The 17,009-nt window shown below is 33.9% G+C and carries 11 protein-coding genes; 2 read left to right on the forward strand and 9 right to left on the reverse strand.

The genetic code is table 11. The annotated features are described in order from the left end of the window. Positions 1 to 250: 250 nt before the first annotated feature. Both HM992_RS15905 and HM992_RS15910 read right to left on the reverse strand, forming a co-directional pair. Entirely contained in the window at positions 251 to 2,554 is a 2,304-nt protein-coding gene (locus tag HM992_RS15905; protein ID WP_179320360.1) for a T9SS type A sorting domain-containing protein, read from the reverse strand. A 106-nt stretch (positions 2,555 to 2,660) separates the two neighbouring features. Further along, positions 2,661 to 4,298 carry a tetratricopeptide repeat protein gene (locus tag HM992_RS15910; protein ID WP_178984111.1) on the reverse strand — a complete coding sequence of 546 codons (1,638 nt, stop codon included), beginning with the start codon at positions 4,296 to 4,298 and terminating at the stop codon, positions 2,661 to 2,663. Positions 4,299 to 4,646: 348 nt separating this feature from the next. On the opposite strand from HM992_RS15910, the gene HM992_RS15915 reads away from it, so the two are divergent. Both HM992_RS15915 and HM992_RS15920 read left to right on the forward strand, forming a co-directional pair. Next, a complete protein-coding gene (locus HM992_RS15915; protein WP_178984110.1) occupies positions 4,647 to 5,090 on the forward strand; it encodes a hypothetical protein in 444 nt (147 codons plus the stop codon). Between the two features lie 592 nt (positions 5,091 to 5,682). Further along, complete coding sequence (locus tag HM992_RS15920) at positions 5,683 to 6,483, forward strand: hypothetical protein (RefSeq protein WP_178984109.1); 801 nt, start codon at positions 5,683 to 5,685, stop codon at positions 6,481 to 6,483. A gap of 1,491 nt (positions 6,484 to 7,974) precedes the next feature. Here HM992_RS15920 and HM992_RS15925 read toward each other — a convergent pair. From HM992_RS15925 to HM992_RS15955, 7 genes are all read right to left on the reverse strand, one after another. Then, entirely contained in the window at positions 7,975 to 8,337 is a 363-nt protein-coding gene (locus HM992_RS15925; protein ID WP_179320361.1) for a hypothetical protein, read from the reverse strand. 138 nt (positions 8,338 to 8,475) lie between these two features. Continuing rightward, positions 8,476 to 8,646, reverse strand: coding sequence for a cytoplasmic protein (locus HM992_RS15930; protein ID WP_179320362.1), 171 nt, complete (start codon positions 8,644 to 8,646; stop codon positions 8,476 to 8,478). Next, complete coding sequence (locus tag HM992_RS15935) at positions 8,643 to 9,557, reverse strand: phospholipase D family protein (RefSeq protein WP_179320363.1); 915 nt, start codon at positions 9,555 to 9,557, stop codon at positions 8,643 to 8,645. The genes HM992_RS15930 and HM992_RS15935 overlap by 4 nt, the downstream gene beginning before the upstream one ends. A gap of 368 nt (positions 9,558 to 9,925) precedes the next feature. After that, complete coding sequence (locus HM992_RS15940) at positions 9,926 to 11,509, reverse strand: hypothetical protein (protein WP_179320364.1); 1,584 nt, start codon at positions 11,507 to 11,509, stop codon at positions 9,926 to 9,928. Between the two features lie 12 nt (positions 11,510 to 11,521). Then, positions 11,522 to 14,680: an Eco57I restriction-modification methylase domain-containing protein gene (locus HM992_RS15945; protein WP_179320365.1), complete on the reverse strand. Its 3,159-nt coding sequence runs from the start codon at positions 14,678 to 14,680 to the stop codon at positions 11,522 to 11,524. 188 nt (positions 14,681 to 14,868) lie between these two features. Continuing rightward, the gene (locus HM992_RS15950; RefSeq protein ID WP_179320366.1) at positions 14,869 to 15,597 is read right to left on the reverse strand and encodes a hypothetical protein; all 729 of its coding nucleotides are present in this window, start codon (positions 15,595 to 15,597) and stop codon (positions 14,869 to 14,871) included. A 152-nt stretch (positions 15,598 to 15,749) separates the two neighbouring features. Next, a complete protein-coding gene (locus HM992_RS15955) occupies positions 15,750 to 16,997 on the reverse strand; it encodes an SPRY domain-containing protein (protein ID WP_179320367.1) in 1,248 nt (415 codons plus the stop codon). Positions 16,998 to 17,009: the final 12 nt, after the last annotated feature.

A 17,009-nucleotide genomic window follows, 5' to 3' on the forward strand; every position in this document is an offset into this window, starting at 1 on the left:
TTTACTATTGTACTGCTCACCATCAGAAGATTCAGCGAAGCTAAACGAGTATAACAAAAGCATAAAAAGCCCTCAACAATGCCCTAGCATTGTGAACCTTTACTAGAGTTAAACACTACTGCAAAGATTCGTTTAAATATCAACCCAATTAAAGCTAAACAATAAAATGAATAGTTTAAGACATAAAACCCTCATGAAAAATTATGAGGGCTCTTGTAGCGCAATTAATAATAAGGGAATATATTAGTAATTACTGCTTTACAATACGTTTAAAACCGACCACATTGTTAGAATCTTGTATACGTAAAACATAGATTCCTGATGCAAGATTAGAAATATCAAGTGTTTCGCTTCCTTTAAAGGACATTACTTTTGCTCCAGATAAGTTATACACCGTAATCTGAGTCACTGCTGCCTCTTTTAAATCCACGTGAAGCACTCCTGACGTCGGATTAGGATAAATGGCCATCGTATTATCATCTTCTGTAAAGTCAGGTGTTCCTAATACCTCAAGATCTATACTATATTCCATAAGCCCAATATCAAAAGTCCCTACATACACTGTCACAGCGTCATCCTCAAATTGATAAGATGAAGAAGCAGAACCGACACTTAACAATTGATCGTTATAAAGTGTAGTCCACGTCTCTCCATAATCTATAGAATAATGCAATTCAAATAAGGTAGACACACTAGTATATGTCGTCGCTACCATAGCACCTACAGTTTCAGTTGAAAATGCCACTTTATAAATAATATCTGTAGATTTTTGAGCCCAAGTAGCACCACCATCAGTAGACATAAAAACACCTTTGTTAGTCGCCATTGCAAAAGTACCTGGCGTTAAAGGATCTTCTTGTAAATCGAGAATGGCATCTGTAGCTTCTAATACTTCTAAACCTGTAGTATTCGCCACCCAAGTACTGCCATCATCTGTAGACACATACACCTCAGTGCCTAAAGACAACGTAATAGTGCCACTAGCATCGATAACAATGCCATTGATATAATCTACCGTTGGTAAAATAATATCGGTTATAACTACGCTGTTTAAATCACTAAAATCAATCTTTTTTAATTGGGTTTCACCTGGATCATAACCTGCAAAAGCCACAAGTATAGCATCGGTATTTGAAGGATAGGTCGCTAATGCCGAGACTCTATTAGTAAACACACTTAGTAATTGTGTACTGGTTAAACCATTATCTGTACTTATATTAAAAGCACTTCCAAAAAAGCTTGAACTAAAACTAAAAACACGATTAGCAACATAGTCATCGATAAAATAGCTTGTACCTCCTGTAGAAAACGAATTTAAAGGCATCAAATTGTAAGCCGTATCTTCTCCTGTAGTTAAGTCTCTATGTACCAAACCTTGTTGCACACCGTAGTATAAACTAGAATTGTTAACATCCGAAAAGACAGCATTAGTACCTGTACTTACAAAGTAAGGGTTAGCAATAGCACTAACCATCTCACCTCCATCGTTGGAGAACAATGGAATATAATTAGAACTAATCACAATCTCATCCGAGTTCTGTGGGTTATAGCTGGCATTTAAACCGTAATAGTAACTGTCGGTGTTATCGTTTGGATAAACATAATTGATAAAGGTAGTACCTCCATCTTCTGAAATAACTAATTCATTTTCCTCTAAAATAATGATCTGTGACGGGTTGTTATCATTAAATTTAATTTTTACAATATTGTTTAATATACCTGATGTCCAAGTAATAGGCACTACACTAAACGTTGTACCTCCGTCTGTAGATTTATATAAATTTTCTGGAGAAGTTCCAAAACTAATACCTGTACCTACATAAATCGTTTGATCATCTGAAGGATCAAAGGCTATAGTACTTAAATTGATGCCTGCTAACGCTTCTGTAAAAGTTAGCCCTGCATCTTTAGATACAAATAAACCACCATCAATGTCCGTACTACCATTACCTCTGGCTAAAAAAATAGTATCTGGATCTGAAGGACTTATGGCAACCTCATTCAAAAAAACCGTATCGTAGTCGTTAGTATAATAAATCATATCCCAAGTGATACCTCCATCAGACGTATAAAAGGCTTTGCCCTCATTAAGAAACCCGACAGGAAAACCTGTATTAACTAACAGAACGTCCATATCGGAATCATAAAAATCGTAAGATTCAACATAAGCAAGATCAACTTGGTTTGGTAGTGCAATTACATTTTCCACAGATGTTGTTGCTAAATCATAAACTACTACTGCATTTTCTGTAGTAATTCCTGTATAGATATAAAAAGTAAGTTTTGTACCATCGGCTGATAGTTTTAACTGCTCAATTCTTGCACTTAAGACGATGTCCAAAGAGTACAAAACAGACCAAGTGGCTCCGTTATCTTCAGAAACCACAATATGGTTTCCTAAGGTAATGCCGTAAATCTTGTTGGGTATGTTAGCATCATAAGTTAGGTCAAATATTCTACCGTAATCAGTAGAACCCGTAATTTCAACTTGAGCAAAAGTGTGTTGTACTGCAAAGACGAGTACCAATAAAAAGCGTGTAATTGTTTTTGTCATAATGAATCGTTTTAGTGAACTTCAATATTCTCCAATACTAATCACAATTACTAAATTTTTCAAACAATTAGTGCGACAGCAAAAATAAATAGTGTGACATTAACACCTAAATATCTGACAAATAACGATATAAGTCCGAACTCTCAGAGAGTCCCATTTTCTGACTTATGCGCTCTTTTCGTTTTCTAGAGGCGACAGCGGTGATGTTAAAGAGCGACGAAATCTCTTTATTGGTAAGATCCATATATAAATAACTGATGTAACGGATGTCATTTGCTGTTAATTCTGGGTGGCGTCGTTTGAGTTCGGAAATAAAATTTTGGTTGACTTCTTCAAAATGTTTTAAGAAACTTTCCCATTCATTATCATTTTTCAGTAAACTTTTTAGCTCTTTTATTTTGCGGGTAAGAAAGACATTCTTGGAAATCTCGGTTTGACTAGACAACGAATTAATCACCTCCTTCAGCAATTCATTTCTACTAGAAATCTGTAAGGCTTTTGCCGCCAACTTTTGGTTTTTGGTTTCAATTTCGTTTTTAAGCTTTTCTTGTTCTAACATTAAAAAAGCCTCTTTAGCATGCAATTGCTTTTCTAACACCAAGTTATCGCTCTTCTCTTTTTCGAGTTCTAAGGCTATGATTTCCTGACTTCGGTCGTGTAGTATTTTGCGCTGCTTGTTCTTAATAAAACTATTCCGCAAGGCCCAAGATATTAACACAATAACCAAAGCACAAAAGCCTAACAAGGTATAGAGTCGTGCACGTTCTTCGCGTTGCTCTGCACTACTTTGTTGTAATTCGCGACGGTAGTTAGCAATTTCAAACTTCACCTTATTCGCCTCAAAAAAGCGCCCATTCTTAATCGTTGACAGGGTTTCATTTAGTGCTATTATTGAGTCTTTGGCAACAAGCGCAGCCTCCATTAAGCCTTTGGCTTTATACAGTTTGGACAATTGCTCATAGGTTGAGATTTTAAGATCTGGATTTATAGCTGCTTCACGCGCCGCTTCTGCATAGGTAATAGCGGTATTGAGATCTCCTCTTTCTTGATATACATTAGACAATACGGTAAGTGTAGAGATCTTTTCTTCGGTAAATTCTATAGCGCTTAAACTCGGCAATAGTGTTTTAGCCAAGGTTTCGGCCGTCTCTAAATCACCACGCTTATAATGGTTTTCAGCCAATGCAATATCTACTAAAAGTATTAAGTTAGCACGACCTTTAAGACGTTCTTTTGCTTCCTCTAAATACGCTAGGGCTTCATCTAATTTATTGAGTTCATTAGCCGCTAGTCCTAAATTAACGGCGTAAAGTCCTGTTTTAATCGTATCGTCGTGTTCTATTGCCATGAGATACGCCTTATAAAAATAGGCTTCCGCTTTCTCTGGCTCACCTTCTTTGCTATACAGAATAGCAATATTGTTTAAAACCGTCATTTCCTCATTTTCATCGAGGTGTTTTAAAGCAATGGTATAAGCTTCTAAATAATTGTCTAGCGCCTCACCGTAATCTAACATGGAATAGTAATTGGCTCCAATATTATTTAAGGCCAAGAACTGTTGTTTGTACCAATGGTTATCTTCGGCAACGGTACGCACTTCGGTTAATAACTCTAAAGAGGTCGCGTAGTCCTTATTACTTCGGGCGGAAATGCCTTCAATTAACAAACTGTCTAATCGCTCTGTTTGTTGTGCGCTGAGCACCATACTAAATAGAATAACGATACCCCTTACAATACGCTTCATACTTTGTTTACCTGTGAATCCTTAGCGGATAGCTAAAGCGCTAAATATAGTTTTTTTTTAGTTCAAGAAAAAACGAGACTAAAGCATCAGTCCCCTTTTCCTAGAGGGATATATAAGGATCTGCATGCCTTATGGTTAAAACCAGTACCGAATCTACACCCCAATAGTCTTCGTTATAGCCATTGCTGTCATAAAATCAATTTTAGTTGAAGTCGTTACTCGGTGGCGTACAACTTCAAAACTGCACTAAAAAGGCAACCTTACGTAACTGATTAACATTTAAATGGTTTGAGTTAAAACATGGCCTTCTATACCTGTATATTTAAAGTGAATTTAAAAAATAATCTTATGAAAACGACATATCACATTATAGCCTTAGCGCTATTGACCGTTTCTTTTTCCTGTAAAAATGAAACCTCAAAAGAAAGTACGGATACTAGAAACCCCATGAATGAAGAACTCACCGATACTCGGAATTACGAACAGGACGGGAATTTTGAAGAAGACGTTTATACATACGAGGAAAAAACCGGTGACATAGACCAAAACTGGAATCTTAAAGATCCGGAACGCCAGATGCGTTTATATGCACAATTTGAACTAAGCGAGGAACAGCAACAGCTTTATGAAACTGCACTATCCAATTGGATGACCTCTAATACTGAGAATCCTTATGAAAAGCTTTCGGCAAACGATCGTATAGATGCTGAAGCTGATATCTTAGAGGATATTCTTGATGATGGACAGTTTGAGCATTATAAGGAATGGGCAAATGCTAATGATAAGCGTTAATTACTAGATGTTGTTATTGCTTAATATTTAGAGACTTGCTAAAAAATTTGATCAATCCTGTACGGTTATGCTGTATGGGATTTTTTGTGCGTAATGTTATTTATTACATTACTCGGATTATATACGGAGTACATACGGAGGAGATACGGAGGAGATACGGAGGAGCTCCTTTCAAGAAAAAATTACAAAACACTACATAACAACACCTTACATATACCGTTTTTCATCTTATTGCATTTTTACGAATTTTTCAACACTATATCGGATAGCTCTAATAATAATTCAAATTAAGAGGATTTTTGAGCTTGAATTTTAAAAAATTTTAGGGAAATTCGTGATTTTGATATAAATACTTCAAAATGAACTGTTTACGGTTTGTTTATTTTTTTATATGCTTGACCCCTAGCCACTTAACAACATGATCAATTGTTAACTATAATAACCGGTTTTATAGAAGGCTCGCGATTCTAATTTAACCTTAGAATTGGTAATCCCTACATTTATTATTGTGGCCCAAAATCGTTTTGGGTACTTAACCAGACATGTATAGCTTTAATATGCCATGGCTATACGTGTCATAAAACTAGAAACCATGGCTAAAAATAATTCATTTATTAGATTAGAAGGTACCTTGGATGGGTTGACCTTCTTTAGAAAAAACGGAGAAAGTTTTGTAAAAACGAAGAGCCGTGTTAGTAAAAATAGAATACAGAATGACCCTGCGTTTAAACGAACGCGCGAAAATAACCAAGAGTTTGGAGGTTCTGTACGAAGTGGTAAAGCCTTACGAGGTGCCTTTGCCTCTATTGTGAGACTGGTTAGTGATAGCTATGTTAGTAGCCGAATTACTGGTAAAATGCGAAGTATTGTTAATAATGGTACTGGCCTTCGTGGTGAGCGTGTTATTAATATCGTTGATAACCCAGAACCTTTTATTGGGTTTAACTTTAATATTTCGAAGCCCTTTGATAGCCAGTTTAATGCTCCTTCTGATGGACCTGTTATGAATGTTGACCGTGATACGGTTACCTGGACTGTTCCTGATTTTAATACAGACAGTTACATTAGGACTCCAGAAGGTGCCACGCATTGTAAGATTGCCTTGGCGGCAGGTTATGTTAGTAATTACGAGTGGGATACCGCTATGAAATCTTACGAACCTGTAGAAGATACCCCAAATGCCATTGGTGATGTTATGTATAGTGCTCCTATACCCCTAATTGGGATGGTTGGTAGTGATACTGTATTGACTGTGGATTTGACAGCTTATGCACCTATACCTGTCACTACGGCTTTATTTGCTGGTACTGCTATTGTGTTTTTGCAGGAGGTCAATGGTGATCTTTATGAGCTAGCTCAAGGGCATTCTATGAAGATTGCTGCTGTTGGGTAATTGGTTGTAGGCTTTTAGCCTTTAGCTATTAGCTTTTAGCTGAATTGTTTTGATAATCCCGTATGGTTATGCTGTACGGGATTTTTTATTGCTTTTGTTTTTTTATGTATAATGACTTTTTATGTTTACTCGATTACTTTTGATTCTGTCATTGCGAGGGACACAGAACGCCGCAATCTTTTATTTTAAGTCTGTTCATTTTGTCTTGACACAAAACGAACCAAAAAGTCAAAACGATTTGTTAGGAAATTGCAAGCACCGCTCGCCAAGTCATCGAGGTTGTTTGTTTATTACTGTATTTTGAGTGCTAATACTTGATTCGGATTCTTAACTTTATTTATTGCTCACTATTTCTGAAAATCGTTGAGTCCGACGCTGTCGGAACTACTCTGATCAATGGTAATTTGAGGTTGTTGTTTAATTGCTTTTATTAAGGATATTTTGAACTCGTATTCTTTTCTTGTATTCCTAATTGTTTTATTGTATTCCTTAAGTGTTTGGAAACGTTATTTCTAAGATACAGCTCATGCAATATGGCTCTTGCTTCGGTTATTCTGAAAATTGTTGTTTCAGTCTGTGTCGGAATTGGGGTGTTGCTTATTTTCTTGTGGCATTCTATTGGACTTATATGTTTACTATTTAGGGGTGTCCCCTTGAGGATTACTGAGAAACAAAAAGCTTTTTGTTTTGAAAGTACCGAGCGAAGCTCTTAGGGGTGTTTGGGGTGTTTGTCCTTGAGATTTTTTGTTTCTTATGTTCATTTTGTCTTGACACAAAACGAACCAAAAAGTCAAAACGATTTGTTAGGAAATTACTGCGTACCATTCGCTGATACATTGTTATTTTAAGGTCTTTATAAAAATTGTTTTCCAATCCTTGATTTAATAAATTAACAGTATGGCTTGCTCATTATTTCTGAAAATCGTTGAGTCCGACGCTGTCGGAATTGGGGTGTTGCTTATTTTCTTGTGGCATTCTATTGGACTTATATGTTTACTATTTAGGGGTGTCCCCTTGAGGGGACTTGAGGGGTGTTGGTCCTATGAGTTTTTTTTGTTTCTTATGTTCATTTTGCCTTGATGCAAAACGAACCAAAAGATCAAAACGATTTGTTAGGAAATTACTGCGTACCATTCGCTGATACATTATTATTTTAAGGGCTTTATAATACTTATTTTCCAATCCTTGATTTGATAAGTTAACAGTATGGCTTGCTCATTATTTCTGAAAATCGTTGTTTCCGACGCTGTCGGAATTGGGGACTTGACTACTTGCTTGCGGAAAGCTTTTTTTTTACTATTTGTTTAATTGATAGGGTTGTCCCCTTGAGGATTACTGAGAAACAAAAAGCTTTTTGTTTTGAAAGTACCGAGCGAAGCTCTTAGGGGTGTTTGCCCTTGGGATTTTTTTGTAAATGTTTACCTCTCCTGTATGGTTGTTTCGCTGGGCTTGCCATGACGTAAAAGACAACAGAGCGCTAAGCATCCGTGTTTAATTGATGAGTTCTTGTTGTTGTGTGTTTACTCTATAACAACGTTCTTCTCCTAGATACAATGGGTTGCCGTGCTTCTCTGACCAAAAACCATCTAACAGATCTTTTGTAATGCATTTATAGACTGCAACTCCTTTATACATATGAGTATCATCTCCTTTGTAGTTAAAATTAATGACTAAGATGTTATCTTTAAAAAAGCCAGTTCCTAATTGCTCTTGATTATTATTAATTAACCACTTTGCCTCTATTCTGTTGTGTTCATTTAAGGCTAATTCTAATGTGCCTTTGTAAGCGATACCGCTTTCATCTTGGTTGCTTCCTATAATGTTGTAGGTGCCTGGTAGTTGGGTTATGATCATTTTCTTCTTTTACTTATTTACTTACTAGCCCGTCATTGCGAGGACGAAGGACGTGGCAATCTCAAGCAATCTGTTTATAGTTTTAAGTTGATATCCCTAGAAATAAGTGCTACCCTATAAGACTAAATTAGTAACTTTTTAATTATCGCATTCAAAAACCAAGTTATTCTTCTGATTCTTAATTGGTTTAGCATGTTTGTTTCTTATTAAAATAGAGTCTGGAATCCCTTCAGGAAAGGCTTTACAACCATCATCAAATTCATGCCAGTGCTTACACTTGAAACAAATTAAGTCAATTACTGAAGTCATTTTAATATCGGATTAGCCATAGACGTTTTCCCATTAGAAGGTTTTCCCGTTTTGTGACAATAATTCTCTGGATAGTCATAGTTTTTATAATACGCCCAAGATCTAAATGCATTATATGAATAAGGGCGTTCTGGATCAAAAGGAATTTCTTCACCTGATCTTATACAATAACCTATAGTTTGATTATTTTCTTCACTTTTAAAGTCTTCCTTTTTAATATCAAAATCGACAAATTCTGTATCACCCTTAAATTCAGCTCTTTCCCTTTCAGGTTTATCACTATACTTTTTCTCTAAAGATGTTTCTGTTTCTAAATCAAAATCTTCTAACCTATGAGATGTATAATTGTTTCCACTAAATACCTCTTCAGAGACATCAAATAAAATTTTTGACTGCTGATAAACTTTCTGTAAACCAAATAGTTTTTTAGAGTATTGGGGCTTTTTTAGAAACACAATGTCACTTTTATTATATACTAAATCCTTAGTAAAGCTAAAGGTTTCTTCAAAAAGTTTATCAATAGGATTTAGCATTGTTTTTTGAAAATAAACACCATACTCTATATTATTAAGCATAGAATAACCATACAAATTAAGTGAAGTTATTAATCCTTCGCTTTCATTACAATAATGCTTCGCATGTAAATCTTTATTATATAAAATAGTGATGTTTTTAAAGCCTTTAAAAAACGTTAAATCATTTTCGCTAAAACTTCTATACTTAAACTCTTCATTTTTACCAAACACAATATAGACTGCTATTTGGTGTGTGTCTTTTACTTTTTCTAACACGTCTTTAATGTGATCGTCTAATTTTATAAACGGTGAGATTAAAACTATATACTTTTTAGCATTCCATATAATGTCGGTCAACTTACATTCTAAGTCGTCTCCAGTTAAAAATGTACTCATAATAGGTTAATAATTTTATTTGGTTTTATAATATGTAGTTGAAATGAATTTGTATAGCCTAAAAATTTTATCATATTCTTCTTCTTTCATATCTACTCAAATTCAAGTTTAGGCAAACCATCAACAATATCAACGGTCTTCACAGATACATTAATAATACTCAACAACAAATCAAAAATATAGCTTGGTTGTCGTATTCTTTATTCCAATCATGATTTGATGATAGCGTAAAATCACGTCTTCCAAAAGCGTTTATCATTACTAATGAAAACAAAAACAATGCATAAGCTTTCATCTTTTTTGGTTAGTGTTATTAACTCTTCTACACTCTATCTTTAAAAGTACCTATAAACCAATCTACTGTTTTATTACTTTTTCCAAGTTCCTCCTCTAGCAAGTTCAAGATATACTTTGTATCTCTCGTAAGTTTTGAGTCTTTCATCATAATTGCTTGATATTCTCCCTGCTTTAAGTACAGATTCAATTCTTTTGGACAATTCGGAATCTCCTTTGCTATCTCTTTGGTTAATTCTTGCAGTTGCTTTTTCTCCAAGCTCTTCAAATTCAAGTTCAAGCTTTCTTTCTTCTTCTTTAGTGTAGTCTCCAAAGTTTTCAATTTTGAGTTCAATATCTTTTTGCTCGCTGTCCTCTTTTCCTCTATTGGCTGTAAATCTTTCTGTTGCGTCAATTTCAAGTTGTTTAAACGCTTCTGGTAGACCTTCGATTTCTCTTCTAATTCTATCGATAGCATTTCTAATTGACTCTGATTCTCCTTTAATGTCAATTTTTCTGATTCTAGACTCTGCTCTAATTCCGTCTTCAGTATCTCCAAAGACGACTTGTTGTTCATAGCCTCTTGATAGTTCTGATTGCTCCTGCTCAAGACTGCTTCTTTTGTTAAGATATCTTGTTTCCAAATTTTTAAATTCTCTTTGAAAACTCTTTTCTTCTGTACTAAATTTTTCTTCTTCAGATTCAATTGCTTGGAAACTTCCTGCAAGTTCTTCTCGTACTTCTTGGTCAATACTTGCTTCCATTTCGTCCAATCTCTGTTGCTCTGCTTTTGTAGCACTCTCAATTCTTGATATTTCAGATTCAAAGTGGTGTTCAGCTCTTTTGTACGGTTGTGATTCCATAATTCTTTTAACTGACCGTATAAGATTGCTAATTTGGTTTGCTCTGCACTTGTAAGATTCTTCGAAAATTCTTCTTTGCTCGTCATCAATTTCCCATACTCCGTTACTAGATGACTTGGAAACGTAAATATATTTGGTGTTTGCTTCGACTTCATTATAGACCCATTTTACTTTTGTACTTGATTTTAATGCCTTTTCTATTTCATCTTCAGGCTTTTTTGGAATAATTATTTGAACTGTATTTAAACCTAATCGTTTTAACTTTATCCTTTTTTCATTATCTATTTTATGCGTAACAACAAACTCTACTAACAAAATAGGCTCTTGTTTTTCATTAAAGAAAGTTATGTCTGGTCTTATTAACAAATGCCTTTCATCAATATTTGGATTCTGACCATATTTTACATTACAATCTTCATCTTCATAAAAGGTCAATTCTGATTTTACTTTAGATGCTTCAATAATTTTTGCAGATTCTAGTAAACTTGGCAAGCCATCACTTTTGTTTGGCGGATATTTATAAACCGCTGGTAATTTTAATTGCTTTAATCTTTGTAAAATATCTCTGGCAATTAACTCTCTATACTTGCGATTAGCTACAACACATTCGGTATTGTTTTTATCTACATCTTTTGCATGATGCCTAAAATAATGCTCTCTAATTTGTCCTTTAACAGCTTGCATTTCTTTTTTACAGCCTAAGCAGTAATAGCCATTTAAACCACTTTCTGCATTAGAAATATGAACATGGGTTGTAAAATCATCTTCAAATGCCCAATCTGTTTGAAAATCCTTTTTTGATTCTTTACTACTCATAATAAAAACATTTTAAGCCTCCTCAACAATTCTAATCTCCTCCTCAGTTAAGCCATACAACTCATACACCATTTGGTCTATTTCTTTATCTGTTTGGTTAATTTGGGTTTGTAGGGCTTGAGCTTTTTGTTTGTTTTCTTCAAAGAGGTCTAACCACTCAAACTCATCTTTTTTGGTTAGGGTTGGTACTATTGCAAAAGGTGTGCATTCTTTTAGCTCACCTGCTTTTTCCCCTAAATTTATTAACGCGGCTTTTTCTCGTAGTTTATTATTTGCTTTTATGGCTTTGTTTAGCTCTTTTATAAATTCGCCAAAGTCTAACACGTGCCAGCTTTGTAGTTTTTTGGATAGTTTTTCTAGTTGGAATTTATGTTTGAGGTAGTTTTGGAATTTTATTATTATTGAATTTATGTTTTCTGATAAAATGTGGTTAGAATCGACTAATGCAGATATGGAATTCCCATTATTCCTTGAAATAGGAATTTCTATCAATTGAGATTTTTTAATCTTTGGAAATAGTGCTTTATTATCGGAAAACCTTTTAGTCCAATAAAACTTAATTAGTTTAGAATTTATTTGAGCAAATAAGTAATTCAAATTCCATTCTTCATTTTTTAAAATTAGACTATAAATAGTATTTAACAAATAAAACCCTTCCTTATCTACGGTGGCTACTGGTGTTGCCCCTATTTGCCTTATTATAATTTTATTGTTTTTAAAATACTTATCATCTCTTTTCCTATGCAACCAATTTCCATAAGATAAATAATTACCAGACCAAGTAATATTATAAGGTACAAAATCCTTACCATCTAAAAACTTAACTTGAAAATCTTTTGTTTTCTCAATACTAATATTTTCTGCTTTAAAGTTCTTACTCTTACCTGTTCCACCAATTTGAATACCAATACATATATCAACAATCTCACCTAGTTTTGTAGCATTAACATCAATCTTATTTAAAAGATTAGATTCAACTAGACTAATATTTGTTTGGATACGAAAAAATTTATCTTCAAAAAAATCAATAATTTTGACTATTGATTTCTTTAATCCATTTTTTTGTATAATTTCAACTTCATTTACTTCATTGCTTGTAATTAACACAACACTTTCCACACTTGCATCAGGAAAAACAGTATCATCAAATAATCGTACTGCGAAAAGTAATTTATCTTTTAAAAGTTTCTTTCTAATTAAATATGCGTTTTCATTTACAAGGACAGTGTTTGGAATAATCAAGCCTATAGGTTGATTTTGCTTAATTATATTGAAACATTGTTCTATAAATATTAAATATAAATCATATTTTCCTGTTAACAAATCATACCTCTGCTTGTAATAATTCTTAGAAACCTCATCTAAACTCTTTCCTGGCACATAAGGCGGATTCCCAATAATCACATCAAAACCACCTTTTTCAAATATTTTAGGAAATTGTGTTTCCCAATTAAAGGCTTTATCTCCTGCAACTGCTTTACTATCTATTAAAGAGTTACCACATTTAATATTAGAGCTTAAATCGTTTAATTTACGTCTTGGTTGTGCGGTGCGTAACCATAAGGATAGCTTTGCTATTTCTACAGATTCTTCGTTAAGGTCTACACCGTAAATATTATTTTCAAGAATAGTATTTTCTATATCTGGAAATTGTAAACCACCACCTAATACTTTAGTCTTCAGCTCATCAATATACGTGTGTTCTTTTATTAAAAAATCTAATGCTTGGTTAAGAAATGCACCAGAGCCACAAGCAGGATCGCAAATGGTCAGTTGTAGTAGCCAATCTCTATAATCGTCTAGAATAGTTACTAATTTAGCTATTGTTGCTTTGTTCCTGTTCTTCCTGCCTTTAAAATATTCTTCTTCTTTAAAGCCTAATTCGGTTTTCTTTTGGTCGCACAATTTACCAATAGTATTTTCTACTATGTATTTGGTAATGTATTTTGGCGTGTAGAAAACCCCATCTTTTTTACGTTTTGACTTTTGCTTATCGAAGTCGCCACCTTCAATTTCTGCATTTACACTTTCAATTTCGTTTAGTGAGTTTTCAAAAATGTGTCCTAAGATGTTAACATCTACTTGACTTTCAAAATCGTATGCTGCTAACTGACAGGTGTGTTTGTATAATAATTCACTATCAATTTCTAAGCTATCTAGTGTTTTATCTTCTTTAAATAAACCACCGTTATAGGCATATATTTCGGCTCTTTTAGATGTTCCTGCTCTTCCTTGGTCTAAGAAGTTAAAGTATTGCTTAAATAGTGTGTATAGTGGTCTATCGTCGCCAAAATCTACATCATCTTTCCATTTATCTAATATTTGCTGTGTGCTGTTTGCAGGTAGTAATCCTCTATCTTCTGCAAAGAAAATAAAGAGGTAACGGTCTATTAGTTTTTGAGATTTTTTAAAGAGGGTTAATTTAACGTTTTTCTCTAGTTTTAGTTGTTCTGCTTTGTCTTCATCGTTTAGTTCTTGAGATTGCGTTGTTCCTCTCAATGACGAATTCTTTAACTGTTTAGCGTTACGTTTTACTAAGTCTCTATATAGTTCACGCTTAAATACGGAATAGTCTTTATAGAATTGTTTTGTAATTTGCTCTTCTTCAACAACAGATGCTTCTTTTATTTTTAAGGGTACATTATTAATTATATTATCCTTTTGTAAGCATAGATATAGTAATGCAAAACGCTCTGGTGATAGCTCGAAGAGATTAAATTCTTCAAACTCTGTTGCATCGTTTATGTAGAATCTTAGTTTTTCGAAGTTAGAGGTTATCACATATACACAACCTTTTTGATTGGCTTTATAATCGAATGCTTGTTTGCGTATGCTTTCTAAATCTTTGGTATTAGTTCCTTTTAATTCAATAACACCAATAGCAACATCATTATGTAATATGGCACCATCTGCTTTACGTGCATTGGTTTGGTTTTTATATTCTGCTACTAAATTAAAATCTGCGTTAGGTTTTAATGTATAGTCTAAAATATTTACAAATAACTCGGTTAGAAATATACCTTGATATTCTTCTTCTTTAGAGCTACGTATATTGTCTTGTATCGTTGGATTTAAGAAATACTTGGCGTACTTTTTATAAGCTTTATCAACTTTAATAATATCTAGTAAGTTAATGCTTTGCTTAAGTACTGAGGTTTGAAATAATGCCATAAATATCTATACCGAGCGACTAAAAGCGTTCGTCTGTTTAATTTTAAATGCAATACACTATATAAGTGGATAATAAGGGACTCTAAAGATAGCAAAACCCTTAACGTTTCAAAATGTAACCTGTATAATTTTCACAAGATACCGACAAATAAAAAAAGTAATAGCCCCTAAATACAACGAGCTGAGTTTTACCCTTCTTCCGCATAAAAGAACTCATGTATTTTAATTAAATCCCCACGGCCCATTTGTACTAAATCTTTAGTCGATTTTAGAAAAATACCTAGAGAGCGTTCGTTATACACCAACTTCATATCGTCTGAATAATCGGTAACCACATACATGTCTCCTTCCAACTTAAAAAAGGGTATCACCAGCTTACTTTTAATCTTAACTCCTTTGTTCACAACTCGTCCTTCTTTTAAAGTGGTTTCTAAAGTAGACTCGTCCTTTTCACTTGAAGATACTTTCACATAAGCAATCATCATGTGCATCCATTCTACATCATCAATTAAGTACCAGGTGATTTTATCGAAGTTAATGCCGCTTTCACTAATCCACCCCTGACTTGTAAAGGCGAATAACACTTGCTTTTTACCATTTAGTTCAGGCTTATCCTCTGGCGTAAATTCTTGTATCTTATAAGAAATAACAGACACAGCAGACATATCTTTAAGCTTCTTACCATCAAAATCTAAGGTCTTTAAAGAAAAGCTTTCTAACTCTGGATGATGTGCCAAGATATATTGTGTGGCTTTAAGCTCGGCTTGTTCTTGCATTTGTTTTACCGCAGCAACACCAGCACCAATAGCAAGCAACCCACCTACAACAGCACCTGCTACTGCACCATCGTTTTGTGCTTTTATTTTAGTTGGTAACATCATGAAGCAAATGATGGTAAAAAGTAATAGTTTTTTCATTTTGAATGTCTTTTAGATTAGAGTGATTAGTCGTAGTACACAAACATAATTCAAACTATGCTACAGACCTTACGGTATTCCGTAATGAAAAAAAGGCGACGCTCTGTTAACATCCCAGATCATGTATCACGAATCACGAATCCTAAAACAAGCTAATCTTTTGACCTAGCTAGAATAGAGGATATGGATTTATATCCCTCTACAAAATTGACCCCAATAGAAACATAAGGCCTACCACTCTCCCCTACTAAATACCAACCATAACCAACTTTAACTGAGCGTAAGAAAGTAGATACAGATAATCCTAAGCCAACATTGGTGTTCTCATTACCATCTTGAAGCACTAAGAGTTCTGGACCAAAACTAGGATTAAAAAGATTTCTCCAAAATCTTGCTCCACTATTTAGCTTATAATGAAAACTCATACCTGAGCTTCCTGCTGGCTTAAAATTAGAATTACCAGAATTAACTCCATTTACCCAAGCAAATCCCCCGCTAGCAGTAGATTCCCATCCATAGTCTTCGTATTCAAATGTAGTTGTTAATGAAACATTACCATCAGATTCATTTGTAACTGTTATTATCAATTTATCTTTAGGTTGTGGATTAGCCATACTTGTATTTACTTCAGCTTGTATTGGTCCACGGCTAATAGCTGTAATGGTATAGTTATAGGCTAAACTTGGATTTTCATTAAGGCCTTTAGAAACTAGATTTTGTTCAAACTCCTCTTTATCAGTTTTTACTTCAACTTCAAAAAAACCACTTACGGTTATGGGTACAACTGTACCGTCAAAACGTTTTAAATAAGCGCTTACTTTTAACTTAACATCCTTATTTTTTGTTATTTTCTTATAAATACTGTCATCAAACAAAATATTAATAATAGAGCCTGGTTTAATAAAATTAGTAGAAGAAGCGTTTGCATGTTTTGTTATTATATTTTTACCATTAAATCTTGGGTTTCTTATAATAAACTTAGTAAAAGCTATAGGGTTTCGAATATCTTTAAATTGGATATATGCCGATTTACCATCTTTGTTGTTTTTAGAGTAATGCGACAATATATCGTTATTAGCAAACTCCAAGTCTTCTGGCTTTGTATTTTTCACGCCTTCATCCAGCTCAAAAAGGGATGCTTTTAGCATTAATATTTTTAACTCTAAAGCTTTAATAGCTTCTCTTTGGTTTTTAATTAATCCCGAATTAACTTCTTCTGAATCCATTAATACTTTTAACAAAGCTTCCTTTGAAGCAATTAGTTTCGCTTCTGTATCTCTTAAGTGTTCTGTTTCGTAAATAATTTTTTCACTTATCGTCATTCTATCTAGATTTTGCGAAAAGCATGGCATAACAATTATCACGATTGTCATGAAGAATACAATTTTTAGAGTTCTCATAATATGGTTGGT

The sequence above is a fragment of the Winogradskyella helgolandensis genome (assembly GCF_013404085.1).
Classification (GTDB): Bacteria; Bacteroidota; Bacteroidia; order Flavobacteriales; family Flavobacteriaceae; genus Winogradskyella; species Winogradskyella helgolandensis.